This is a genomic window from Bacillus cereus group sp. Bc010 (assembly GCF_027716745.1).
In the GTDB taxonomy this organism is placed as follows: domain Bacteria; phylum Bacillota; class Bacilli; order Bacillales; family Bacillaceae_G; genus Bacillus_A; species Bacillus_A pacificus.
In genome coordinates this window covers 15304-42178 of the sequence record NZ_JAQFUY010000013.1, presented here as the reverse complement: position 1 = coordinate 42178, position 26875 = coordinate 15304, and the positions used below count along the sequence as shown (strand labels likewise).

The window sequence follows — 26875 nt, the reverse complement described above, 5'->3', positions numbered from 1 at the left end:
TATTATTATCATGCTTGCTATTAAAAAAATTCTCACTATGTAGGGGGTACATAATGAATTTCATGCGAAAGAAATCGTTTACAGTATTTGTATTTTTACTAGCCTTTTCACTACTTTTAAGTGCTTGTGGAAAATCAAATACGAAAGAAGATACAAAAAAAGAAATGATTACAGTTGAACATGCAATGGGGAAAACAGAAGTTCCTGCTAATCCAAAACGTGTAGTTATTTTAACAAACGAAGGAACTGAAGCTTTACTTGAGCTAGGTGTGAAACCAGTTGGGGCTGTAAAATCTTGGACTGGTGATCCATGGTATCCACATATTAAAGATAAAATGAAAGATGTAAAAGTTGTTGGTGATGAAGGACAAGTGAACGTAGAAACAATCGCTTCTTTACAACCAGACTTAATTATCGGTAACAAAATGCGTCACGAAAAAGTGTACGAGCAACTAAAAGCAATTGCACCTACTGTGTTCTCTGAAACATTACGTGGTGAATGGAAAGATAACTTCAAGTTTTATGCGAAAGCATTAAATAAAGAAAAAGAAGGCCAAAAGGTTTTAGCTGATTACGAGAAAAGTATGAAAGATTTAAAAGCCAAACTAGGTGATAAAGTAAATCAAGAAATCTCTATGGTTCGCTTCATGCCTGGTGATGTTCGTATTTATCATGGTGATACATTCTCTGGTGTTATTTTAAAAGAACTTGGATTTAAACGTCCTGGTGATCAAAATAAAGATGACTTCGCAGAGCGTAACGTATCTAAAGAACGTATTTCTGCAATGGATGGCGATGTATTATTCTACTTCACATTCGATAAAGGAAACGAGAAAAAAGGCTCTGAATTAGAAAAAGAATATATCAATGATCCGCTATTTAAAAACTTAAATGCAGTAAAAAATGGTAAAGCATACAAAGTTGATGATGTGATTTGGAATACAGCTGGTGGTGTAATGGCTGCTAACCTACTATTAGATGATATCGAAAAACGCTTTGTTAAATAATCTTTCCTTAGCCAGCTCTGCTTCTATGGAGCTGGTTATTTTTCAATTCACTTAAATGTCACATTATTTCATTTTGTATTTTCATTCCCAATATGTTATATTATAAAAGTAAATAGAATGTATTTTCTTTATATCAGAATAAATATTTTAATCTAAATTTTCTGATTAATCACTATTTTATTTTCTTTTAGAATTCAATTATTACATTTGAAAACGCTTATCATCTCGTTTTCAGGGCAAAATACAGTAACGGTTGAAGTAAAATAGAACTTTTTTAGAAATTTTCTTTCTATTTCCATATAATTCTATTGACTTCTAAATATTTTGTAAATTAAAATGATTACATAAATATCCGTTATACAGGATTAGGGGGAAACAAAAATGGATGCAGCTTTAAAATTAGACAAAGCTGGAGAGCAACAATCACCAAAAAAACATCCACCAGGGTTATACTTGTTGTTCTTTACAGAAGCATGGGAAAGATTCAGTTATTACGGAATGCGTGGCTTATTAGTTCTTTATTTAACAACGAGCTTAGTAAGCGGCGGTTTAGGATTTGATAAAGCAGTTGCAGTTCAAATTTACGGTATTTTCACAATGTTAGTATACTTCACACCGATTATCGGTGGTTGGTTAACTGACCATTTCATTACGAAGCGCCATGCTATTACTATTGGTGGTATCATCATGGCAATTGGTAACTTTGTACTATTCTCAATGAACACAAAAACTGGACTATTTTTAGGATTAGGATTATTAGTTATTGGTAACGGATTCTTCAAACCAAATATTTCGACTTTATTAGGTCAATTATATAGCGAAAACGATTCTCGTCGTGATAGTGCCTTCACTATCTTCTACATGGGAATTAACTTAGGTGCTCTTATCGCTCCATTCATTTGCGGTTACTTCGCAGACTATAGATACGGTTTCTTAACAGCTTGTATCGGTATGATTATTGGACAGCTTGCCTTTAATTTCTTAGCACCTCGTTACTTAGGGTCTATCGGAACAACTGTTGTAGGGAAAAAATCTAAAGAAAAAAATGCAAAAGCAATCGAGAAAAAACCTTTAACAACACAAGAGAAAAAACGTACTGCTGCAATTTTAATTTTAACTTGTTTCGTAGTATTCTTCTGGGCAGGATTTGAGCAAGCAGGTAGTTCTTTAACACTTTACACAGATAAGTTTGTGGATCGTACAATTGGTGGATTTACAATTCCAACACCTTGGTTCCAATCTGTAAACCCACTATTCATTATCTTACTAGCATTACCTGTTTCTGCATTATGGATTAAACTTTCGAAAACAAAAAATGGTGATTTAAAAATCCCAACAAAAATGGCATTTGGTATGATTTTACTAGGGATTGGATATTTAGTTCTAACTTTAGCTGTATTAAAAACTGGTAGCGACGAAGGTAACATTACAATGAAAGCAAACTTACTATTCATCGTATTCACTTACATGTTCCATACAATTGGTGAATTATTCTTATCACCAATCGGATTATCTATGGTAAGTGCAATCGCTCCTGTTAAATTAGCATCATTATTAATGGGTGTATGGTTAGCTGGTACTGGCTTCGCAAACTTATTAGCAGGACAATTAGCTGCTTTCACTCAATCTTTAGGATATTTAGAAGTATTCGCAAGTATCGGTATTATCGTAATCGTACTCGGATTAGTACTTCTTATGTTCTCTAAGAAAATTGCACATATGATGGAATAAGAAATAAAAAGACGCTTCTAAACATTTAGAAGCGTCTTTTCTATTACTTCTCCTCTAAAGCCGTCACGTTCACGTGGACGCTTTCTCCAGGATTAGATACATCATACACTTGAGCAACCCCACTCTGCTCGTCACAGCTCTCAATCCATACTGGTACACCTTCATATGTAACGTCGATTCTACTTGAAGAAGATAAAATTTGTTTCACACGTTTTACATCCATTCTACTATCCCTCCTTTTACTTATTACACTCCTTTCTATCTTTTCTTTTCCTTTTAGAATATATTCCATATAGCAACATTTTAATGGTTAGCCTTTTTTCCTTACATATTAACATTCTTTCTCATATCACCTTCTAACAAATAAAAAAAGACGTAGATCCCATACGTCTTTTTCCATAATATTCAAATTTTAAGAAAATAATGTTTTTACTACTTCACTTACTTTATCATTATGAATTTGATAATACACTTCCAGTCCTCGTCGTTCAAAGCGTACTACTTTATTTTGTTTTAATTTCGTTAAATGTTGCGAAACTGTTGATTGCGGAATTTCTAACACTTCCTGTAATTGTGTTACGTTACATGTTCCACGTTGCATTAGTTCCATTACTAGGCGTAGACGCAACGGATGCGCTAACGCTCTTAACATTTGTACATCTTCTTCTGAAATACGACATTCGAATTGATTTTGGCTCATAAAGTTCCCCTCATTTTCGTTTTTATTTTCTTTTTATTTATTTATATATCTGTTCTTATATTTCCTGTTACGACATAACTTTATCAACCTATAAAGCTGAAAAATTTTTCCACCTTAACCAGCAAAGGACTCAGGAAAAATTCCTTGCTGATTTTGAATATTATACTATACGATATAACGAAAAAGCAAAATAACGGGCTGCAAATACTTTGCTTGCAAACGTTGTTTTATCAGGCTTTTTGTTATATTTTTACCTCATTGCAATGTGCAGTAATGATATTGTAAAATACCGTCTATAATTGATAACCTATCGTAACGTATTTGGGTTATATTTAACCTCTTTGTTACGCTAAAAGGAATTTTCAGTAAAAAGAGCTGCCGTAACATTAAATATTAACTTATTACTTTTTAATTCATATTCACTAGCTTGAACTATGATGGAATACTTCCTATTAAATACATTTCCTGTCCCACTCCTAACTTGATCAAATAGGGCAAGCGGTACATTCTGCAGCTCTATATTTAATACAAAGACGGTCTCTATTATAGAGCTGTAGGATCAATAATGTATAAACAACTATAAGAAAAGAATATGTAAATCATTTATCTCACCCACTCAAATAGATTTGAGTGGGCTTTTTGTCCACTTTATGAACAAAGCATTTCTTTTAACACTATTATGGAATAATTATACTTTTTTACGTTGACAATAGTGTTGAAGGAGAATATACTAAGCATGTAAGTTGATTGTGAATAGTTTCACAAATAATGTGAATTTCTTCACATAAAATAGATAGGAGTTGTCATTATTATGAGTACTTGGACACAAATTTATGACCCATTAAACAATATTTGGTTATCTGCTCTAATCGCAGCACTTCCAATTTTTTGCTTCATCATTTGTTTAATGGGACTGAAAATGAAAAGTTATATCGCTGGGCTTTACAGTGTGATTGTCGCTATTATTCTTGCTATATTCGTTTATAAAATGCCAGCAACAGTAGCTGTAGCATCTGCCGGATTCGGTATTTTATCCGGATTTTACCCAATTTGTACTATCGTTATCGCAGCAATTTTCCTTTACAAATTAACTGTTAAAACAGAGCAATTCAACATCATTCGTGATAGTATTTCAAGCATTACAAATGATCAACGTTTACAAGTATTATTAATCGCTTATTCTTTCGGTGCTTTCTTAGAAGGCGCAGCTGGTCTAGGGGTTCCAGTTGCTATTACAGCTGCACTACTTGTAGGTATGGGCTTTAATCCATTAAAAGCAGCAGGTATTTGTTTAGTAGCAAACATCGCTGGTGGTGCTATGGGTGCTATGGGTATCCCAGTTACAGTACCAGCACAATTAACTGAATTAGATGCATTAACTATCGGTCGTCAAACTGTTCTTATTCTACCATTCATTAGTATTGTATTACCTTTCTTACTTGTTTCAATGGTCGATGGAATTAAAGGTATTAAAGAGACTTGGCAAGGTATTCTTGTAAGTGGTATTTCTTTCGCAATTACTCAGTTCGTTGTAACTTACTTCTTAGGTGCAGAACTTACTAATATTTTCGCAGCCGTTGTAAGTATGATCTCTCTTGCATTATTCTTACGTGTTTGGCAGCCAAAATCTTCTGCTAAAGAAGAAAAACAAGAAGAAAAAGAATCTCATACATTCAATCAAATTTTATATGCTTGGTCTCCATTCGTATTCTTAACTGCATTTGTAACAATCTTTAATTTAAAACCAATTAAAGCTTTATTTGCTCCGGATGGCGCACTAGCAAACCTAGTATTTAACATTCAATTCCCTGGTCTTCATAACGCTGTTATGAAAACTACACCAATTACAAAAGCTGATACACCTTTCGCAGCGGTTTTCAAATTTGATGTATTCTCATCTACAACTACTGCAATCGTATTAGCAATTATCGTTTCACTTATCGTGTACCGCGTAAAAGGTAAAATGGTTAAAGAATTAATGGTTGAAACAATAAAAGAACTAAAAGCTCCAGTGTATACAATCTGTAGTGTTATCGCTTTAGCTTACGTGGAAAACTACTCTGGTATGTCATCTACACTTGGACTTGCATTCTCTTCTACTGGTAATGCATTCCCAATTCTTTCTCCAATCTTAGGATGGATTGGCGTATTCATTACAGGTTCAGTAGTATCAAGTGGTTCATTATTCGCACCGCTTCAAGCAGTAACTGCAGATCAATTAAACATCGTTCCTTCTACTCTTGTTGCATTAAACGTAGTAGGTGGTACAATGGCAAAAATGGTTTCACCACAATCTGTAGCAGTTGCTTGTGCAGCAGTTGGACTAGTTGGTAAAGAATCTGCCCTATTTAAAACAGCAATGAAATACAGTTTAATCTTCTTAGCTATCATTAGCTTACTTCAATTAAACGCTGTATTTAATATCTTTTAAAAATTAAAATAAGTGATAATAAAGAAGGAAAAAGTCCCGTTACAAATCGGGACTTTTCCTTTTTTCAATTTCTTAATAAATCATTTTAATGGTTAAATTTAGGAGGGAAGGAAGATTGAACAAAAAATTGATTATATTAATCTCAATTCTAATTCCTATCGTTTTAGTTACTGTATACATTTTATTTACTAAAGAACAAGCGAAAAAAAGTATTTATAACTATATATCCAAACAAGGAATTACAGAAAAGCAATTAAAATACGTCGATTTTAAAAAAGATTATAAGCGCGGCGGATACAACTTGTTTACGTACGTAAATGATGAAAAAGAAAACATTCACTATGTATATCATTATCAAGATGGGAAAGTAACTTTCTCCGCTTACCTTAATGACCCAGATTATATTAAAGAGAAAGCTTGGGGTGGAAATAGGTTAACTGCTGAAGAATTAAGCATGCTAAAACATCCTCCATTAAAGTAGTTCTTTAATCCATTCAAAAACGTCTTTTTATAAGAAGTTTTGTATTGTTATATTGCTGTTCGTCTTATATAACTCCCCCCTCTCAACATAAAGTAAATTTGAATAGTGATATAAAAACACCTCCTGAATTTGCATACTACGTATGTAAATTCAATGGAGGTGTTTTTTCACATTACATCTTCTTATTCTTTAGTAAAGAAGCACCAGCAATTTCGGGATGCGTCATTTCGAATGGATCTAAAATAATATCCAATTCTTCTTCTGTCAGTACACCATGTTCTAAACATAACTCCCGAACAGATTTTCCTGTTTCAATTGCTTCACGTGCAATACGTGACGCTGCTTCATAACCAATATGAGGGTTAACTGCTGTAATAATTCCAACACTTTTCTCAACATATTGCTTCAGCAGTTCTTCATTTGCTGTAATTCCTTTAATACAATATTCACGGAATACACGGAATCCGTTATTCATAATACTGATAGATTGAATTAAATTAAATACAAGCACAGGCTCCATTACGTTGAGCTCCAGTTGTCCTGCTTCTGACGCTAAGCAAATTGTATGATCATTACCAATTACTTGGAAAGCGACTTGATTAATTACTTCTGCCATAACAGGATTTACTTTACCTGGCATAATAGATGAACCTGGTTGACGCGCTGGTAATTGAATTTCCGCCAATCCAACACGTGGACCAGATGCCATAATACGAAGGTCGTTCGCAATTTTAGACATATTCATCATACATACTTTTAATGCTGCAGATACTTCTGTGTATGCATCTGTATTTTGTGTTGCATCAACTAAATGCTCTGCACCAACAAGTGGGAATCCGCTAAATGTTCGTAAGTGTTTAACCACTTGTTCAATATAGGTAGGGTTTGCATTTAATCCCGTACCAACAGCTGTCGCCCCCATATTCACTTCATATAAATGTTGGCGAGATTGTTTAATTCTTTTTATATCACGCGCAAGCACTCTGCTATACGCTTCAAATTCTTGTCCAAGACGAATCGGAACAGCATCTTGTAAATGCGTACGTCCCATTTTAATGACGTGATCGAACTCTTTTGCTTTTGCAAGGAAAGCAGCATGAAGTTCTTCCATTGTAATAAGAAGTTCTTCTAACATCATAAGAGTTGCAATATGAATTCCCGTTGGAAACGCATCATTCGTTGACTGAGCCATGTTTACATGCGTATTTGGGCTAATTTTTGCATACTCGCCTTTTTCATATCCCATACGTTCTAACGCTCGATTAGCGATTACTTCATTTGTATTCATATTAATAGAAGTTCCAGCACCGCCCTGAATTGGATCTACAATAAATTGATCATGAAATTTCCCATCAACAATTTCTTGTGCTGCCTCTGCAATTTCGTGTCCAATGTCTTTCGCTAAGTAACCAGTATCCATATTTGCAAGTGCCGCCGCTTTTTTCACAATTGCCATTGCCGTAATGAGTGACGGATGAATGCGATACCCTGTAATCGGGAAGTTTTCTACCGCACGTAATGTTTGTACACCGTAATAAGCTCTACTTGGTACTTCCTTTTCACCTAAAAAATCTTTTTCTATACGTATATCCTTCGTTGCTATCATTTTCATCACCTATACTTTTCATTCTAAATCCCTATTTAAAAAATTCGCCCTCTAAAAATACGAGTATCATTCAGAAGAATTTTTCAGTGTCCACCTTCACTATATAGCACCTTTTTTGAAAGCGCAAACATTTAATTTTCTATATATATCTTTTATAGAAAATCATTCTTCTCCCTTCTTTATTTCCACTCGTTTAATTTGATGCATATCTTTTTCTAGAACTTTAAAAGAAAAGCCGTGTTTTTCAATAATATCTCCTTCAGCAACGACTTGCTTTTGTACCATAATCCAGCCACCAATTGTATCTACATCATCAGCGATTAAGTGGATGCCAAATAAATCATTTACTTCACTAATAAGCACTTTCCCCTCTACAATTTTACACCCTTCACTTATATGCTCTATAGGCGGATGTTCATCTTCATCATATTCATCTCGAATTTCTCCAACAATTTCTTCTAAAATATCTTCTAATGTAACAATCCCAGCTGTACCACCATATTCATCATACAACACAGCTAATGGAATGTGTTTTCTTTGCATTTGTAATAGTAAATCATGAATTGGAATATTTTCTAACACTTCAATGACCGGCCTTGTATATGGCATAATCGAGCACTCCTCGTCCCGATTACCATCCATATAACGAATAAATAAATCCTTTACATTAACCATTCCAATGATTTCATCTTTATCTTCACCAAATACAGGATACCTCGTATATTTTTCTTGTGCGATTATTTTAATATGTGTTTCAAATGGTTCGTCCTCATATAAACCTACAACTTCCGTACGAGGCACCATAATTTCCTTTGCCACTCTATTATCAAATTCAAAAATATTATTTACATATTTAAATTCCCTTTGATTAATCTCCCCGCTCTCATAACTCTCAGATAAGATTAATCGTAATTCTTCTTCCGAATGAGCAACTTCATGTTCAGAAGCTGGATGTAATCCGAATAACCCTGTTACAAGCCTTGCTGAACCATTTAAAGCCCAAATAAACGGATACATTACTCGGTAAAAATAAATAAGTGGCTTCGATAATAATAAGCTAACTTGCTCTGCTCTTTGTATGGCGAACGTCTTAGGAGCAAGTTCACCAATAACAACATGTAAAAACGTAATAACTGCAAAAGCAATAATAAATGAAACGGTACTTGCAATTGCAGAAGATAGGTGTAGTTTTAAAAACAACGGCTCAAGTAAATGTTTTATAGTCGGCTCGCCTAACCACCCAAGCCCTAAAGCGGTAATTGTAATACCTAACTGACATGCTGATAAATATTCATCTAAATTTGAAGTTACTTTTTTTGCTGCCAATGCTCCTCGTCGTTTCTCACTAACGAGTTGGTCAATACGACTGCTACGCACCTTAATAATTGCAAACTCAACAGCTACAAAAAAACCTGTTAATGCAATAAGAATGACTACCATCAGTAATTTTAAAATATCCACATATATCCTTTAGCTTTCTTAGCTAAAGTGACACCTCCTTTAAAAAAGAAGTTTCACTTTAGTTTCTTCATTTACTCAAAAGCAACCCTATATAAAATTCACCAATTTCAAACCTCATACAACTCTAAAGGTAGACCATCCGGATCTTGGAAAAAAACAAATTTTTTTCCGGTTATTTCATCAATACGTATCGACTCAGTCTCAACACCACATTCGTTTAAATGTTTTACAGCCTCTTCTATATTTGTAACAGCAAATGCTAAATGTCTAAGTCCAGACGCTTCTGGAAAACTTGGGCGCTCAGGCGGACTTGGGAATGAAAATAATTCAATTTGATACTCTCCCCCTACACATAAATCTAACTTATAAGAATCTCGTTCCTTTCTATATACCTCATTTACCTCTTTAAAACCTAATATCCTCTTATAAAAATCTTTTGACACATCATAATTTGAACAAATAATTGCAACGTGGTGTATTCTACATATATTCATACTCTCTCTATTCCTTTCTTTACCAAAGATGCATATTCTCCCTTGAAATGAAAAACATATATAGCAGAATATCTCTATTAGGGGGCTTACTATGAAATTTATTACTTTTTTCGTAGGACTTATCGTTGTTTTCTTCCTTGCTTATATTGCTAGTAACAATAAGAAACATATTAAATTGAAACCTATTTTCATCATGCTTATTATACAGTTAATTTTAACCTATTTATTATTAAATACAGAATTTGGCCTCATACTTATTCGGGTCATTTCTAGTCTGTTTACAAAGCTACTCGAGTATGCTGCTGATGGTATAAACTTCGTATTTGGCGGCCTTGCCAATAAAGGTGAAATGCCATTTTTCCTTACTGTCTTATTACCAATTGTCTTCATTTCCGTCTTAATTGGTATATTGCAACATTTCAAAATACTGCCCTTTTTCATTCGTTGGATCGGTTACTTCCTTAGCAAAATAAATGGTCTTGGGAAATTAGAGTCTTACAATGCTATCGCATCTGCCATTGTCGGCCAATCAGAAGTTTTTATTACGGTCAAAAAACAATTAGCTCAAATTCCAAAACACCGTCTTTATACACTTTGTGCATCTGCCATGTCAACTGTATCTATGTCTATCGTAGGTGCCTATATGACTATGATCGAACCTAAATATGTAGTAACCGCACTCGTTCTCAATTTATTTAGCGGCTTTATTATCGTACTTATCATTAACCCTTACGACGTGAGGGATGACGAAGATATTTTAGAAATAAAAGGCGAAAAGCAAAGCTTTTTTGAAATGCTTGGAGAGTACATTCTAGATGGCTTTCGAGTAGCTATCGTTGTCGGTGCTATGCTTATCGGATTCGTCGCATTAATTAGCTGCATTAATGATCTATTCCTCATTATATTCGGCATTACTTTCCAGCAATTAATCGGCTACGTCTTTGCACCAATTGCGTTTCTTATCGGTGTACCAAGTACTGAAATTGTCACAGCTGGTAGCATTATGGCAACGAAGCTTGTAACGAATGAATTTGTAGCCATGATGGATCTTAGTAAAATTTCTAATAGCCTTTCTCCTCGTACAGTTGGTATTATTTCTGTCTTCCTCGTCTCTTTTGCCAACTTTTCTTCTATCGGCATTATTTCAGGTGCGGCAAAAGGATTAAACGAAGAACAAGGAAACGTCGTTGCCAGATTTGGCCTTAAATTACTATACGGAGCAACTCTCGTTAGCATTTTATCTGCAATTATCGTAAGCATTATGTTGTAATTAGGTAAAATTTTATCATTTTCTTCTCCCTATCTTTTGTATACAATAACGAATAGATGTCTTTATAAATAATCAAGACATCTATTTTTTATACATGTACAATCGCTTTTATTTAGCGTACAATATTTTTTATGTGTTTGAATGCGCTTCTAGATGTATATACTTTGATAGTTTTAAAGGAGAAAAAATGATGAAATCCGATATGAACAAAGATACTCGAGCCAAAAAAGGACGCTCAAAGAAAAAACGCCTACTTTGGTTCCTGCTTATTCCATTACTGGTTGTAGCACTTGGAGCCGGAGGCTATTCCTTCCATATATACAGTAAAGCAAAGTCTGTGTTAAGTAATGCCTATTCTGAACTGGGCCGTGGGGATAAATCCAGCAAACGTGAAAAAGCCGTTAAACCTATGACTGATAACATTTCTGTACTCATTATGGGGGTTGATGAAAGTGAAATCAGGGACAAAAATTACGGAAAAGCAACTCGTACAGATGCACTATTACTTGCCACAATTAATAAAAACGATAAATCTGTTAAGCTTGTCAGTATTCCACGTGATTCACGTGTATACATTAAATCACGTGATAAATACGATAAAATTACACATGCGCACGTATTCGGTGGTGTAGATAGCACGATTGATACGGTAGAGAACTTTTTAGATGTTCCAGTTGACTACTATGTAAAATTCAACTTTAAATCCTTTATCAAAATTGTTGATTCCCTTGGTGGGATTACTGTAGATGTTCCAGTGGAGTTCACAGAACAAAATAGTAAAGATGAAGCAGATGCAGTTCACCTTAAAAAGGGACGTCAACATTTAAATGGAGAGGAAGCACTGGCACTAGCAAGAACTCGTCATATCGATAGTGATTATATGCGCGGTCAACGACAACAGCTTGTTTTAGAAGCTATCGCTCAAAAAGCACTATCACTTAATTCCATTAATAAGATCGGTGGTCTATTAGACGCTGTCGATAAAGACTTAAAAACAAATTTAACTTTTGATGATATGATGACAATTGCAAAAAATTCAATGGATTCCAATTTAAAAATGGACAAAATGCAAGTAGAAGGTACTGATAAATATATAGGTGGTATTTATTATTACGTTCCAAACGAAAAAAGCGTCAATACGATTTCGACAACACTACAAGAACATCTCGGTGTTACGAATAAAAATGAACATAAAAAATTATAATAAAAAGGCTGCTAGAACTTTCTAGACAGCCTTTTTATTATAATTTTCAACATATTTTTCGTACACATTGTGACAAAAAGAGACAATTATTACAACAGTGTAACATTTTTTATAAAAACATTACACACATAGTGAAAATAATAGTATACTAGTACGTACATAATGTTATTTTCATCATTTTTATACAAAAAATGTAATACATATATTTATACAAAAATTTCTGGGGGGAAATAAATGAAGCTAAGTAAAATACTGATCGGTTCTGCAATTGCTGGAGGCATATTACTTTGTGTTGGCGGTGTTGGCGGATATCAATATGTATCCAAACTAAATAATCAATTAGATACTACTGCATTACCCAATACTACATTTGAAGGTATTTCTCTCGATGGAAAAAATAAAAAAGATATTCAAGCTATTATTAATCAAAAAATCACTGAATTAGATCAAAAATCACTTACGTACATATTCCAAAACGATAAACAAACTTACACATGGAAAGATTTAGGGATAAATTATAAAGAAAAAGATATTATCGACAAAATCTTTAAAGAACAAGAAGGCAACGCAATAAATCGTTACAAAATGCGGAAACAAGCTGAGAACGGTGAATTAAAACGTGACTATAAATTAACACCTCAATTAAATACAACTGCTTATAAAAGCTTTATGAAGGATAAATATAATGAAACATTAAAAAATCCCGTTAATGCTGAATTGAGTATTGAAGGCACTACAGTAAATATTAGCCAGAGCCAAAATGGAGAAAAAATCGATAAAGAAAAGTTAACTGATTTAACGCAGCAGGCCATTACTTCTGGTACATCTGACATTACGTTGCCAGTTACACTATTAAAACCTGAACGTTCTACAGAAGATATACAGAAAATGGGGATTAAAGAAGTAATCGCTGAATATTCGACTCCAATGGCTGGTCGTAACGGGAATCAATCCTTTAACGTAAATAAGTCAGCTAATACTTTAAGTGGCGTTATTGTCGCACCTGATGAAACATTTAGTTTTAATGGCCGCGTTGGTGTAACGGATGCTGCTCACGGTTATAAATCCGCAGCCGTATATTCACAAGGTAAGGTTATACAAAGTGCAGGCGGAGGCGTTTGCCAAGTGAGTAGTACTTTATATAGCGCAGCTTTAAGAGCAGATTTGGGAATTGTTTCTCGAAGTAATCATTCTATGCCAGTAAATTATTTACCACTTGGGCAAGATGCAGCAGTAGCAGATTATGGTCCAGATTTAAAATTTAAAAACAATACAGGCAATCATATTTATATTCAAGCGTTTTCAAATGGAGGTAGTATTACTACACGCATTTTCGGTACAAATACTGGTAAAAATGTTGAGGTTTCTTCTCAAGTAATTAGTAGGACTAATGATAAAATAACAGCAGTTACATATAAAAAAGTAACACAAAACGGTGAAGTAATATCTAATGGACAAATTTCAAAAAGCGTATATAAAAGCGCTCCAAAACAATAAGATACTATCAAACGAAAAAATTTCAAAAACAAAAAAGGCGTGATCTACTCACGCCTTTTTCTTTTCCAATAATAATAAAAAGGTTGCAAGATGGTCTTTCGTTTCTTCTAACGACCACATACGATTTCCTTGCTTCGCAGCTAATACGCACGCCTCTTCCCAAGCATCCTTTTTCTTCATATATAATAATTCATCGCGTAATTTCAAAACAATTTCTTCGTCTTCTTGCTCTATAAACTCTTCCATCACGCCTACTATTTCATCTTCATGGATACTTAACGTACAATACGATTTTAAAAAATATTGTAATGTCGTATACATATTTACTCCCCCTTCTTATTTATCAGATGGATAAGAAGTAATGATCTTATATCCTAAATCTCCTGACTTATCTCTCGCTAAAACAGTAACAGTTTTTACTAACTTGTCTTTTACATTCATATTTTTCTTTATTACCGTTTTTCCAACCGGGAATGAATGTGTTGTATTTAATACGAGACGAGCCTCTTTAGAATTTTTTAACCAATCTTGAATTTCCTTATCATGCTGCTTCAAACTATCTTTTACAGCTTTCGTCGCTGTTTCCTTGTCATAGTATGTACTTGCTGCGGATACTTTATCTGTCTTCAAGCGATTCTTCAAATCCTCTTCTGATTTGCCTACATGTCTTTCAATCGTGTGACCATTTTTAGGTGGCCCTTCCATTTCGTCTAAAATATTATCACTAATTTTTTCTACTGATGTCGATTGATTCCCTGTTTGTTTCTCTGTTTTTTGTTCTTTTCCTGCACATCCACTTAAGATCAGTATTAATGCCAATAAACTACTCAAGAAAAGACTACTTATTCGTTTCATCATATCACCTCTTTCATGATTATTATCATAACTTCACTAAAAGTCAATTTCACACCGAAAAAACATACAACATTTTTTAAATTCCTCATCTATTTTGCCATATTACCACCCGTTTTTCATAAAACCGCTATTTTCGCCCCTTACATAAATATACCCCTATGTTTTTATGATTATTTCCCAAGTTAAACCTCCTCCTAAAACTATCTATTAACCTTTTAAATAAAGGTTTTATTTGCATTTTTTAAAAAGTAAAATATACCCATTTCTTCATATACCTAATACCCATATAAGGTATAATAATGGTGTTTTTTAACGTTTTTCTACATTATGTAAATTTGTACTTGCCTACACAATGGAAATATGGTGTAATGCAAAAAAAGATAAAGGATTTTAAACAATGGCTGAAACAATTCAAAACTTCTTAACAGACTATTATTCAATCGCAATTCCACTTAGTATCTTAATCAACATAGTCATTAGCCTTTTAGGTGTTATCCCTAGTATTTTTTTGACCGCTATTAACATACAGCTCTTTGGTGTAACAAATGGAACCCTTATTTCGATCGCAGGTGAGGCCTTAGGGGCTATTATCTCGTTTTATATTTATCGTATAGGCCTTCAGAAATTCACTCACAGCAAAGTAAATAAGTACCCAAAGGTAGAACGCCTACTTTATGTAGAAGGTAGAGAGGCCTTTCTACTCGTTCTATCGTTTCGATTCATACCTTTCATCCCATCAAGTATCGTGACTTTATTTGCCGCTCTAGGCAAAATGTCATTACTATCCTTCAGTATTGCCAGTACGATAGGGAAAATACCGGCTTTGTTAATCGAAGTATATTCGGCCTATCATGTTATGAACGGAACAAATGAAGCGAAGTGGATTGTGACAATCGCAGGTTGTATCGGATTATATTATTTGTGGAAAAAATGGAGAAAAAAATAAAGAAGGAGCCTATGCTCCTTCTTTATTTTTGAGGTATTTTCTTAATAGCTATCCTTAAAATCCTTAGTTAATACCAACAGCACTAAATGATTGCTTAACTGCTGCTACTTCCGCAGAATTTGCACCATATAAATCAGCTGCAGCTTGTACTGCACCAGCACGAGCTTGGCTAAATGTAGTAGATTGCGTGAAATATTGTGTGTTTGCACGGTAATAAATTGCACCTAACTTATCTTTACCAATACCAGTTACAGTTACACCGTAATGCGTACCGCCATTCGCTAATAAATAAGCTTGTTTATTAATAATGCCACTGTTTGTATGAACCCCACCGTTATCACTTGAACCAGTGTAACGCTTAGAATAATGGTCTGGATCACCATATTTCGCTGGATCACTCATAGAACGAAGTGCATCTCCTGCTTTACCAGGCGTGTAAATATCTTCACCAATCTCCCAATCTGGGTTACGGTTATCATAGAATTCTACTAAAGTACCAAAGATATCAGAAATCGCTTCATTTAATGCGCCTGATTCATTTTGATAAATTAAATTCGAGCTATTTTCCGTAACAGCATGCGTTAATTCGTGACCAATAACATCAATACCACCAGATAATGAAGTGAACGTTACACCATCACCATCTCCGTATACCATTTGTGATCCGTTCCAGAATGCATTATTATAATTGCTTCCGTAATGGACTGTTGATTTTAACGGTGCTCCTGCATCATTAATAGAGTTTCTATTAAATGTAGCTTTATAGTAATCATATGTTTTACCTGCATAGTAATGAGCATCTACTGCCGCTGCATCATACGCTGCATTGAAAACATTATCTGCATCTGCCCATAATGTTCCTGGTAATGTCGAGCGGTTTTTCGCATCATATGTGAAAATTGTTGCTCCGCGTGTATTATCTTGCAAGTAGTAAGATGATCCAGATAACGTTGTATTAAGCGACTTCGTATCTCCTAATACCCCTTTACCCGTTCCTACTTTATTTGTTCCTGTTACAGGCTTTACAACTGCTTTTGCATCTTGCTTAGGAGCCTCTTGCTTAACTGGTGACTTATCATCATTCGTCACATGATCGATTGTATTAAACTTATTTAATACTTTACCGCTTTCTGCTTCAATGAAATAGTAGTAGTTTCCTGGGCTTGGATCTAAGAAGTTTAGATTTACAACGTATGCATATGTTGTTTCCTCACCGTTTTGATATACATATAAATCCGCTTTTGGTTCTACCTCATATTTAGGTGTAACCCCTAAATCTTTTTGCGCAATTTCAATCGCTTTTGTGCCTTCGATCTTATTTTTATTTTTTAACTTTTCTTTTTTGTCTAAATCAGGTGCAACTGTTCCAGACAATACCTTTAAAGAGCCATCTTTACTTACGTGAGCTACTTGCGTAGAACCCCATACAGGTACTCCTTCGTATACTTGTTGCAAACGTAATACTGTTGAATCAGTTACAGCATCTTTCTTCACTTGTTTCACTTTGAAAGAATCTTGCGCACTCTTTTCCCCTAACTTATAATCACCTTTTGCTGCGTTTAAATAATCAAACACAACAGATTCTGCTTGCTTACCAGTTGCTCCAGTTAAATCCCCAGAAATAAACTCCGGTGACTGTACTGTCTCATTGTACTTCTTAGTAGAGAGCACATTTTTAGAATCCGCAAATGCAGAGCCTGTCCCTCCAAACGTTGTAACTGCCATTCCTGTCGCTAACACTAACGCTAAACTTTTCTTTTTCATGAACCTTCCCCCTAATAAATTATTTTTTGAAAAAGAGTAGTTTCATATTAGCATTATGTTTCCACTATTAATATACTAAAAATTCAAATAATTATTTTCTCAAGTTTTGTAGAATTTTGAGGAACAAATATTGAAAAAACCCCTTTCCGGTTGGAAAGGGGTTTTTAATTATGAATTAATTTGTTGAACTGTTTTAGCTTCTTGACCAAGAGTATCTGGCTTCCATGCATACTGAATATCCAATACCACCGCCGCAATCGCCATAACTACAAATGTTCCTGCAATTAACTTTTTCATATTATTTCTCCTCCTTACTCTTCTAATAAATTTATCGCTAACTTATAGTAGCGATTACTTTCTTTAAAATCTGAACATTCTTCTAAGTATTCAGCTAGTTCTAAGTATATTTTCTTTAAATCTTTTATATTTTCCTCTGCTTTAAAGAAAGGAACTACTTCTATTTCTAGAAATTTTTTATAAACATCCCTTTCTTCAAAATGCTTGTATCGTAAACTTAATAATAAATATAGCATCCCTTTATATCTATCATCTTTTCTTGCAGCAATGATGCCTTTTTCAATCCATTTAGCTGCTTCCTCGATTTCTCCTAATTGAATACACTGTAACGAAAGCTCATACATAGCATCAATATAGTTCATATCCTCTTCTTTTTTATACTTTAGGCATTCTATATAGTACTCTTTTGCCTTAGTATAATTTTTTTGACGATAATACAGGTAACCAATATTATTCAAAGCAATAGATAGAATATTATCTTTATCAGCAAAAGAAGTCGCTTCCCTTATGATATGATTATAAATTTCCATAGCTTCGTTATATTGTTTTTTTCTAGTGTAACTAAAAGCAATTAAAAACTTGCAATTAATTATATTTCTGAATTTATATTCACTTTTAAAGCCTTCTAATGCCACGTTAGCAAAGTATAATGTCATGTGGTCTATTTCCATCTGACTATAAGTTAGCGCTAAATTATAATATATTCCTGTTTCATAATAACCTAACTCTTTCGCCATCGCTTCTGTCTTTAGCAAGTATTCCAATGCCTGTGTATATTTGTACTGCACAGAATATAACAATGCCTTATTATACGTATATAACATCTTCTGGAAAGGTGAGTATTTCTTATACACCTTTTTCAACTTATCCAATTCTTCCTCTACAGCAGGTAAATCTCGCTTCATCATTAAATACCGCGTATAAAGTAACTTATAATAATTTATAATTTCAAAATCCAAAACATGCTTCATTTCACCTTGCAGCTCTTCATATATGCGTTCTACTTGTGGCTTGTCCAAATGAACTAATGCATTCAACCATTCATCCAACTTCCCCTTCACATCTTCTTCTACATCTCTCAAATCCGTCACGGCAATTTCTAATCTTGCGCAGAGCAATTGTAGAATCTCTTCTGATGCTTCGATCTTTCCATTTTCGATTTTACTTAAGTATGAGACAGAACAAATGCCCTGACATAATTCTTCTTGTGTCATTTTTTGCTGTAGCCGTTTGTAAAAGACTTGTTTGCCTATTTTTTCTAATGTTTGTTGCATTGTCCTCCTCCATTCTCATTTACCCCCATTACTCTAATAATACATAAAATCTTGAGAAATATAAATTGATAAATGTTAATTTTCTAAAAAATATGCATTATTTCATTTTTTTCCCTCTTGACTACACCTTCATATCCATTCTTTGCTACAAGCAGTGAAAAATTGGTATACTATAACCAAATTATGGAGGTGTTTTCGCGATGACTTATTATAAAGACGATAGCTATGCCTTACATACAGATTTATATCAAATTAATATGGCTTATACATATTGGAAAGATGGTATTCACAATCGCCGCTCGGTGTTTGATTTATACTTTCGAAAGCTTCCATTCGAGAACGGTTATGCTGTTTTTGCCGGTCTTGAAAAAATTGTAGAGTACATAGAAAACTTCAGCTTTACCGAAAGCGATATCGCTTATTTAGCAGAATTGCAATTTGAAGAAGAATTCCTTCATTATTTACAAAACATGAAATTCACTGGTACGGTTCGTAGTATGCAAGAAGGTGAAGTTGTCTTTAATAACGAGCCTTTATTACGTGTTGATGCACCGCTTGGCGAAGCACAAATTATTGAAACTGCCCTGTTAAACATTGTGAATTACCAAACATTAATTGCAACAAAAGCAGCTCGTATGAAGCACGCTGCAAATAACGATGAACTTTTAGAGTTCGGCACAAGACGTGCCCACGAGTTCGATGCAGCCCTTTGGGGCACACGAGCTGCCTTTATTGGTGGTTTCTCATCTACAAGTAACGTACGGGCTGGGAAACGCTTCGGAATACCTGTAGCTGGCACACACGCTCACTCTTTCGTTCAAGCATATCGTGATGAATATGTCGCGTTTAAGAAATATGCTGAGACACATAAAAAATGCGTCTTTCTCGTTGATACATATGACACATTAAAATCTGGTGTTCCAAATGCAATTCGCGTCGCGAAAGAGTTTGGGGATCGTATCGATTTTTATGGCATTCGCCTTGATAGTGGTGATATGGCTTATTTATCTAAAAAGGCAAGAAAACTACTAGATGAAGCCGGGTTTACAAATACAAAAATTATTGCTTCTAGCGATTTAGATGAATACACCATTATGCATTTAAAATCTCAAGGAGCAAAAATTGATGTATGGGGCGTTGGGACAAAATTGATTACGTCCTTTGAGCAACCAGCATTAGGGGCTGTTTATAAACTCGTTGCGATTGAAGATACTGATGGAAAGTTAAATGATACAATTAAAATTTCATCTAACCCTGAAAAAATTACTACTCCAGGACTAAAACGAATTTATCGCATTATCAATCGAGTGAACGATCATGCTGAAGGCGATTATATTGCATTGGATTGTGAAGAACCAGGAAAAGAAGAACGCTTAAAAATGTTTCATCCTGTTCACACCTATATAAGTAAATTTGTAACAAACTTTGAAGCACGCGAACTGCATAAAGACATTTTTGTTAACGGTAAAAGAACATATGAACTACCAGATATATTAGATATTCAAAAATATAATGAACAAAGTCTCGCACTATTTTGGGAAGAGTATATGCGAACTTTAAATCCTGAAGAGTACCCTGTCGATTTAAGTCAAGAATGCTGGGATCATAAAATGAATTACATTCAAACTGTTCGAGAACAAGTCGAAAAAAATATACAAAAATAAAACAGAGAAGCTTCTCCTTCTCTGTTTTTTCAATACTATATGTATCTTTGTGGAAAATATATTAAAATAATAAGACAAATATTTTTTATTTGTAAATTTAAATATTGAGTTATTTATTTATAAAATAATATTTGTTATTATTTTATTGAGTCAATTTCAACAGAATAACCTAAAAAAGAGGACGCAGGTTGCGCCCTCTTTTTTTATAAATCTTTCACTCGTAGTACACGCATTGCATTTAACACTGCCAGTAGTGTCACACCAACATCTGAGAAAACCGCTTCCCACATTGTTGCAATACCGAAAGCACCAAGTAGTAAAACTAATCCTTTTACCCCTAATGCAAAGATAATATTTTGCCACACAATGCGTCGTGTACGTTTTGCAATGTTTACAGCTGTTGCAATTTTTGAAGGCTCATCAGTCATAATAACGATATCTGCTGCTTCAATTGCTGCATCTGATCCTAAACCACCCATTGCAATACCAACATCGGCTCTTGCTAATACCGGTGTATCATTAATACCATCACCAACGAAAGCAACTTTTTCTTTTCCATGCTTCGCTGCATCAATTTTTTCAATCTCTTCTACTTTTTGTTGCGGTAATAGTTCTGCGTGAACTTCATCTAAACCTAATTCTTTACCAACAGCTTCACCAACTGGTTTTGCATCACCAGTTAACATGACTGTCTTCTTAATGCCTAGTTCTTTTAACTTTTGAATTGCTTGTTTTGAATCTTCTTTTACCTCATCAGAGATAACAATATAACCTGCATATTTTCCATCTACAGCAACGTGAACTAATGTACCTACTGTTTCTGGTTGCTTAAATGTAATGTTCTCTTTTCTCATTAATTTAGCATTACCTGCAAAAATTTCTTTTCCTTGTACTTTTACGACTGTACCGTGACCAGAAATTTCGTTATAATCATCGATTATTTTTTCATCAACTGATTTTCCATATGCATTTCGAATCGATTGTGCAATTGGATGGTTAGAATACACTTCAGCAAATGCTGCATACTCTAATAATTCTTCATTTGTAATGCCTTCGCTTGGTTCCATTTTTGTAACTTTGAAGACACCTTTTGTTAATGTGCCTGTTTTATCAAAAACAATATATTTCACATCATTTAAAGCTTCTAAATAGTTACTTCCTTTTACTAACACACCACTTTTAGATGCGCCACCGATACCTCCAAAGAATCCAAGAGGAATAGATACAACTAACGCACATGGACAAGAGATTACTAAGAACACTAAAGCTCTATAAATCCAATCCGAGAATGTAGCTCCTTCTAAAATAAGTGGTGGAATAAACGCCATGATCGCTGCTGTAATTACTACAACTGGAGTGTAGTAACGCGCGAACTTCGTAATAAAGTTTTCTGTTGGCGCTTTTTTACTGCTTGCATTTTGAACTAAATCTAAAATTTTTGATACAGTTGATTCACCAAATTCTTTTGTAACTTCAATTGTTAATACACCATTTTGGTTCACAAAACCACTTAATACATCATTTCCAACTTCAACTTCACGTGGTACAGATTCACCAGTCAATGCTGAAGTATCTACCATTGATGTTCCTTCAACTACTTTTCCGTCTAACGGTACTTTCTCACCAGGTTTCACGATAATATAATCGCCGATTTGTACATCTTCTGGTGATACTTGTTTCGTTTCATTCCCAACCTTTACATTCGCGTAATCAGGACGAATATCCATTAATGAAGTAATTGATTTTCGAGAACGGTTTACCGCAATACTTTGGAATAATTCTCCTACTTGATAGAATAACATTACTGCAACCGCTTCTGGGTATTGTTGAATTGCGAAAGCTCCTAGTGTTGCAATTGCCATTAAGAAGTTCTCATCAAACACTTGGCCACGAGTTATGTTTCTTACTGCTCTCCAAACGATATCTCCACCGATTAATACATACGCAAGGACGAATAACGGAATTGTGATCATTTGTGGTAAGCTAGCTAATGCAGCAATTGCTGTCAAAATTCCGCCGACCACTAATCGTCCTACCATCTTTTTCACATTTGCTTCACCATGATCGTGACTATGTCCATGGTCATGACCACCCTTTTCTTCACGAACAACTTTCACATCTGGTTCTAACTTTTGAACGACATTTGTTATATTAGCTACAGTCGCTTCTAGTTCCCTTTTATTCGCTACTTCAACTCGTAATTTCTTTGATACGAAATCAACAGTTGCTGCTGAAACCGTCGGCATTTCCTTAACTTTATTTTCAATCTTCATCGCACAATTTGCGCAATCTAAACCTTCTAATATAAACACTTCTTTTGCCATTTTTGTGTTTTTTTCTTCTTGCACTTTAATGTGCGGTTCTAATTTTGTAACGAGTTGTTTTGCTTCTGTAACAACTTCACTTTCTTTATTTTGCGCTGTTTCTAAAACCATTGTTTTTGTCGCGAAATTTACAGAGCAAGAATTTACTCCTTCTATATTTCCAACACCTTTTTCAATTTTCATTGCACAGTTCGCACAATCTAAACCTTCTAACATCAGTTTCTTTTTCACTAATGCTTCAGCCATCGTTCTCCCTCCTCGCGTTCTATTTATTCTTCCTCGTTTACGTGTTCAAACGCTTGCTCGAAGATATGAATTACGTGTTGGTCAGCTAACGAATAATAAACGACCTTTCCTTCTTTACGATTCTTTACAAGTTTCGCTTGCTTTAACACACGAAGCTGATGTGAAATAGATGATTGTGTCATTCCTAATAAATACGCTAAATCACAAACACACATTTCAGCTTCAAATAACGCATGTAATATTCTCGTACGTGTACGATCGCCTAATACTTTAAATAATTCTGCTACTTTACTTAAACTTTCATCCGTTGGAATTGTTTGTTTTACTTGATCAACAACTTCTTCATGAATTATCGTTTGAGAACATGTCTCTTGTGGTGTTTCTACTTTATTTCCAGCCATTATAGCTCACCTCTTTATTTGAACATATGAACAATCATTCATATATCTTATACCTTTATTATATGAGCGTCTATTCATATGTGTCAATGAAATCTCATACATTTTTTTGAACATTTCGTTCACATTTAAAAAAGATCTACACATATTTTCCGCATCCATTACATTCTCATACAAAAAGAATATACACTTTGCACAAAAGAAAAAGCCTTGCGCGTTCCCTAGACGCACAAGGCTTACTATACTTATATCCCTTTTAACTAAGCTTTTAATTAGCTTGTTCTAAATTATCCTGCGAACTTCCATCGTCTTTTAAATGACTATGTTTTTTCGAATAAACAAAGTATACAACTACTCCAATTGCTAACCAAATACCGAAGTAGATCCATGTTGTTAATGGTAGGTTAAACATTAAGAATAGACAACATGCGATTGAAATAAGCGGTAGCGTTGGTACAAGTGGTACCATAAAGCCACGTTTTAAGTTCGGATGTGTTTTACGAAGAATAATAACTGACACACCTACCATCGCAAATGTTAACAATGCTCCAATATTCGCTAAATTCGACAATTCTTTTAAATCGATAAATCCAGCAATTAAAGCACTACCAATACCTGTTAACCAAGTTGAAAATACTGGTGCTTCTGTCTTTTTATTAATTTTCGCAAATGATTTTGGTAATAAACCATCACGGCTCATCGCGAAGAATACACGTGTCGTTGCATAAATGTAAGCAAAGATTACAGCCATAATACCAATTACAGCTCCAACTGCGATTACACCAGCTACTTTATCTTGTCCTACAACTTCTAATACATATGCCATAGCTTCTGGTACATCTAATTCTTTATAAGAAACCATACCTGTCATAACGAGACAAACTACAACATAAATAATTGTACAAATAACTAACGAAGCAATAATACCAATCGGTAAATCACGTTGTGGATTTTTTACTTCTTCAGCAGAAGTTGCTAATGCATCAAATCCTAAGAAAGCGAAGAATACTGCTGCTCCTCCGGCAAAGATTCCGCTAATGCCGTATGGTGCAAATGGTGTCCAGTTTTCTGGTTGTACGTAAAACGCACCAACTGCAATGAATAAAATAACAATACCAATTTTAATTAATACCATTATGTTATTCACACGCTTACTTTCTTTCGTACCTCTTGATAGTAACCAAGTTAAAACTAATGTAATGACTACTGCTGGTAAATTCACCATTCCACCTTGTGATGGAATCTTTAACAGCTCTGTTGGAATTTCTAATCCAAATCCACTCACTAAGTTATTAAAATAACCCGTCCATCCACCAGCTACTGCGGCAGTTGTTACGACATATACAGATAGTAATGTCCATCCCATTAGGTGGGCAATAAACTCACCAATTGTCGCATATGAATATGTGTACACACTACCTGAAACCGGAAGTGTAGATGCAACTTCTGCATAACATAATGCTGCAAATCCACAAACAATCGCTGCAATCATGAATGAAAAAATAACTGCTGGACCAGCATCTCTTGCTGCTACTAATCCTGTTAATACTAGTACTCCTGTACCGATTATCGCACCAATCCCTAGCATTGTTAGGTCAAATGCCCCTAGCGTTTTCGTTAAAGTTTTACTTTTACTTTCCCCTAACAATTGCGTAACGGATTTCTTTTTAAATAGGTTGGCCACGATGTATGCCCCCTTTTGCCAAGAAGAGCTAAGAGGTATTATCTCTTAGCTCTTATCATGTTGTTTTATATATTGTTCGATTTTGTTTTGTATAATGCTTTTATTAGCAAGATACTGTTTCTGCTTCTAGTAATTCTTTAGCACCTTTGTATTCTACACCGTGAGCTTCTGCAACTGCTTCGAATGTTACATAGCCATCTAATGTGTTAATACCTTTTAGTAATGCAGAGTTGCCTAGGCAAGCTTCTTTGTAACCTTTGTTAGCAATTTGTACTGCATATGGTACTGTTACGTTTGTTAATGCAAGAGTTGATGTACGTGGAACCGCACCTGGCATGTTTGCAACTGCATAATGAACAACGCCGTGTTTTTCGTAAGTTGGGTTATCATGAGTTGTAATACGGTCAGTTGTTTCGAAAATACCACCTTGGTCAATCGCGATATCTACAACAACAGAACCTGGTTCCATTGATTTAATCATTTCTTCTGTTACAAGTTTTGGTGCTTTTGCACCTGGGATTAATACTGCACCGATTACAAGATCAGACTCTTTTACAGCTTCTGCAATATTGTACGGATTAGACATTAAAGTTTTTACTTGGTTTCCGAAAATGTCATCTAATTGACGAAGACGTTCTGCACTTAAGTCGATGATTGTTACATCCGCACCTAGTCCAACTGCAATTTTAGCAGCATTTGTACCAGCTTGTCCACCACCGATGATTGTTACTTTACCACGTTTAACCCCTGGAACACCTGCAAGTAAGATACCTTTACCGCCTTTGTTCTTCTCAAGGAATTGTGCACCAATTTGTGCAGCCATACGACCAGCTACTTCACTCATAGGTGCAAGTAATGGTAGAGAACGGTTTTCTAATTGTACTGTTTCATATGCAATAGAAACAACTTTCTTTTCGATTAATGCTTTTGTTAATTCTGGTTCTGGAGCTAAGTGTAAGTATGTGAATAAGATTAAACCTTCGCTGAAGTGTTTGTATTCGCTTTCAATTGGTTCCTTAACTTTCATAACCATTTCCATGTTCCAAGCTTCTTCAGCTGTATCAACAATTTTCGCTCCTGCTTCAACATACTGAGCATCTGTGAAACCAGATCCTAAACCTGCACCCTTTTGAATGAATACTTCGTGATTGTTACGAATTAAATGTACAACACCTGCTGGTGTCATTGCCACACGGTTTTCGTTGTTTTTAATTTCTGCTGGTACCCCAATACGCATAATGAAATGCCCCCTTATAATTAACAGAAAAAAGAAAGTCTTTTTTCTTTTTGTAATAATTAATAACTTATGTCCTTATTCTAGCATAACTTAAAAGTTATGAAAACGCTAACATACTATATTTTTAAAGTTTATATATTTAGAATAGTGTAAATATATGGAACATTGATTCTATTAGCCTCTTTGTTCCATCTCATTATCTACCACTCTATTTTTATTATACTCCTTTAAAATAAACAGCAATCATTTATTATTCGACAATAATGTAACAATGTAAGAAACACCAATGATGCCGTATACATAT

23 protein-coding genes are annotated in these 26875 nt (G+C 34.5%); 9 read left to right on the top strand and 14 right to left on the bottom strand.

The window, feature by feature from the left end:
- Positions 1-53: 53 nt before the first annotated feature.
- Together PDQ68_RS15740 and PDQ68_RS15735 are read left to right on the top strand one after the other, a co-directional pair.
- The gene (locus tag PDQ68_RS15740; RefSeq protein ID WP_061183786.1) at positions 54-1007 is read left to right on the top strand and encodes an ABC transporter substrate-binding protein; all 954 of its coding nucleotides are present in this window, start codon (positions 54-56) and stop codon (positions 1005-1007) included.
- 381 nt (positions 1008-1388) lie between these two features.
- A complete protein-coding gene (locus PDQ68_RS15735; protein ID WP_000338308.1) occupies positions 1389-2738 on the top strand; it encodes a peptide MFS transporter in 1350 nt (449 codons plus the stop codon).
- Between the two features lie 43 nt (positions 2739-2781).
- Here PDQ68_RS15735 and PDQ68_RS15730 read toward each other — a convergent pair whose 3' ends face one another.
- Together PDQ68_RS15730 and PDQ68_RS15725 are read right to left on the bottom strand one after the other, a co-directional pair.
- Positions 2782-2961: an acid-soluble spore protein H gene (locus PDQ68_RS15730; protein WP_000382683.1), complete on the bottom strand. Its 180-nt coding sequence runs from the start codon at positions 2959-2961 to the stop codon at positions 2782-2784.
- A gap of 189 nt (positions 2962-3150) precedes the next feature.
- The gene (locus tag PDQ68_RS15725; protein WP_000081429.1) at positions 3151-3438 is read right to left on the bottom strand and encodes an ArsR/SmtB family transcription factor; all 288 of its coding nucleotides are present in this window, start codon (positions 3436-3438) and stop codon (positions 3151-3153) included.
- Between the two features lie 811 nt (positions 3439-4249).
- On the opposite strand from PDQ68_RS15725, the gene PDQ68_RS15720 reads away from it, so the two are divergent.
- Together PDQ68_RS15720 and PDQ68_RS15715 are read left to right on the top strand one after the other, a co-directional pair.
- Entirely contained in the window at positions 4250-5869 is a 1620-nt protein-coding gene (locus tag PDQ68_RS15720; protein WP_016716437.1) for an L-lactate permease, read from the top strand.
- Between the two features lie 115 nt (positions 5870-5984).
- Positions 5985-6350 (top strand): DUF3139 domain-containing protein, encoded by a 366-nt coding sequence (locus tag PDQ68_RS15715; protein ID WP_001035535.1) that lies wholly within the window; start codon positions 5985-5987, stop codon positions 6348-6350.
- Positions 6351-6522: 172 nt separating this feature from the next.
- On the opposite strand, the gene aspA is transcribed toward PDQ68_RS15715, so the two are convergent.
- From aspA to gloA2, 3 genes are all read right to left on the bottom strand, one after another.
- Complete coding sequence (gene aspA / locus PDQ68_RS15710) at positions 6523-7956, bottom strand: aspartate ammonia-lyase (protein ID WP_000562153.1); 1434 nt, start codon at positions 7954-7956, stop codon at positions 6523-6525.
- A 162-nt stretch (positions 7957-8118) separates the two neighbouring features.
- Positions 8119-9417 (bottom strand): hemolysin family protein, encoded by a 1299-nt coding sequence (locus PDQ68_RS15705; protein WP_000353306.1) that lies wholly within the window; start codon positions 9415-9417, stop codon positions 8119-8121.
- A gap of 107 nt (positions 9418-9524) precedes the next feature.
- On the bottom strand, positions 9525-9911 hold the full coding sequence (gloA2, locus tag PDQ68_RS15700) for an SMU1112c/YaeR family gloxylase I-like metalloprotein (RefSeq protein ID WP_061183785.1): 387 nt from the start codon (positions 9909-9911) through the stop codon (positions 9525-9527).
- 91 nt (positions 9912-10002) lie between these two features.
- Between gloA2 and PDQ68_RS15695 the strand changes: the two genes are divergently transcribed.
- From PDQ68_RS15695 to PDQ68_RS15685, 3 genes are all read left to right on the top strand, one after another.
- Positions 10003-11181 carry a NupC/NupG family nucleoside CNT transporter gene (locus tag PDQ68_RS15695; RefSeq protein WP_270786886.1) on the top strand — a complete coding sequence of 393 codons (1179 nt, stop codon included), beginning with the start codon at positions 10003-10005 and terminating at the stop codon, positions 11179-11181.
- Positions 11182-11368: 187 nt separating this feature from the next.
- A complete protein-coding gene (locus PDQ68_RS15690) occupies positions 11369-12385 on the top strand; it encodes an LCP family protein (protein WP_014893323.1) in 1017 nt (338 codons plus the stop codon).
- A 234-nt stretch (positions 12386-12619) separates the two neighbouring features.
- Positions 12620-13882 (top strand): VanW family protein, encoded by a 1263-nt coding sequence (locus PDQ68_RS15685; RefSeq protein ID WP_073530751.1) that lies wholly within the window; start codon positions 12620-12622, stop codon positions 13880-13882.
- A gap of 48 nt (positions 13883-13930) precedes the next feature.
- On the opposite strand, the gene PDQ68_RS15680 is transcribed toward PDQ68_RS15685, so the two are convergent.
- Both PDQ68_RS15680 and PDQ68_RS15675 read right to left on the bottom strand, forming a co-directional pair.
- On the bottom strand, positions 13931-14203 hold the full coding sequence (locus tag PDQ68_RS15680) for a hypothetical protein (RefSeq protein ID WP_061183783.1): 273 nt from the start codon (positions 14201-14203) through the stop codon (positions 13931-13933).
- A gap of 15 nt (positions 14204-14218) precedes the next feature.
- A complete protein-coding gene (locus PDQ68_RS15675) occupies positions 14219-14737 on the bottom strand; it encodes an RNase A-like domain-containing lipoprotein (protein WP_000822707.1) in 519 nt (172 codons plus the stop codon).
- Positions 14738-15134: 397 nt separating this feature from the next.
- Here PDQ68_RS15675 and PDQ68_RS15670 point away from each other — a divergent pair, with 397 nt between their 5' ends.
- Positions 15135-15683 (top strand): TVP38/TMEM64 family protein, encoded by a 549-nt coding sequence (locus PDQ68_RS15670; protein ID WP_000852210.1) that lies wholly within the window; start codon positions 15135-15137, stop codon positions 15681-15683.
- Positions 15684-15746: 63 nt separating this feature from the next.
- On the opposite strand, the gene PDQ68_RS15665 is transcribed toward PDQ68_RS15670, so the two are convergent.
- From PDQ68_RS15665 to PDQ68_RS15655, 3 genes are all read right to left on the bottom strand, one after another.
- Entirely contained in the window at positions 15747-17447 is a 1701-nt protein-coding gene (locus tag PDQ68_RS15665) for a M4 family metallopeptidase (RefSeq protein ID WP_000730387.1), read from the bottom strand.
- 168 nt (positions 17448-17615) lie between these two features.
- Positions 17616-17744 carry an NprX family peptide pheromone gene (locus PDQ68_RS15660; RefSeq protein WP_000733137.1) on the bottom strand — a complete coding sequence of 43 codons (129 nt, stop codon included), beginning with the start codon at positions 17742-17744 and terminating at the stop codon, positions 17616-17618.
- A 14-nt stretch (positions 17745-17758) separates the two neighbouring features.
- Positions 17759-19018, bottom strand: a complete 1260-nt coding sequence (locus PDQ68_RS15655) for a helix-turn-helix transcriptional regulator (RefSeq protein ID WP_001187930.1) — start codon at positions 19016-19018, stop codon at positions 17759-17761.
- Between the two features lie 200 nt (positions 19019-19218).
- Here PDQ68_RS15655 and PDQ68_RS15650 point away from each other — a divergent pair, with 200 nt between their 5' ends.
- Positions 19219-20682, top strand: a complete 1464-nt coding sequence (locus tag PDQ68_RS15650; protein WP_000222887.1) for a nicotinate phosphoribosyltransferase — start codon at positions 19219-19221, stop codon at positions 20680-20682.
- A gap of 203 nt (positions 20683-20885) precedes the next feature.
- On the opposite strand, the gene PDQ68_RS15645 is transcribed toward PDQ68_RS15650, so the two are convergent.
- The 4 genes from PDQ68_RS15645 to ald all read right to left on the bottom strand — a co-directional run bounded on the left by PDQ68_RS15645 (position 20886) and on the right by ald (position 26571).
- Positions 20886-23252 (bottom strand): heavy metal translocating P-type ATPase, encoded by a 2367-nt coding sequence (locus PDQ68_RS15645; protein ID WP_061183669.1) that lies wholly within the window; start codon positions 23250-23252, stop codon positions 20886-20888.
- 23 nt (positions 23253-23275) lie between these two features.
- Positions 23276-23653, bottom strand: coding sequence for an ArsR/SmtB family transcription factor (locus tag PDQ68_RS15640; RefSeq protein WP_000918377.1), 378 nt, complete (start codon positions 23651-23653; stop codon positions 23276-23278).
- A 265-nt stretch (positions 23654-23918) separates the two neighbouring features.
- Positions 23919-25334, bottom strand: coding sequence for an amino acid permease (locus tag PDQ68_RS15635; RefSeq protein WP_061183668.1), 1416 nt, complete (start codon positions 25332-25334; stop codon positions 23919-23921).
- A gap of 103 nt (positions 25335-25437) precedes the next feature.
- Complete coding sequence (gene ald, locus PDQ68_RS15630) at positions 25438-26571, bottom strand: alanine dehydrogenase (RefSeq protein ID WP_001219742.1); 1134 nt, start codon at positions 26569-26571, stop codon at positions 25438-25440.
- Between the last annotated feature and the right edge of the window lie 304 nt (positions 26572-26875).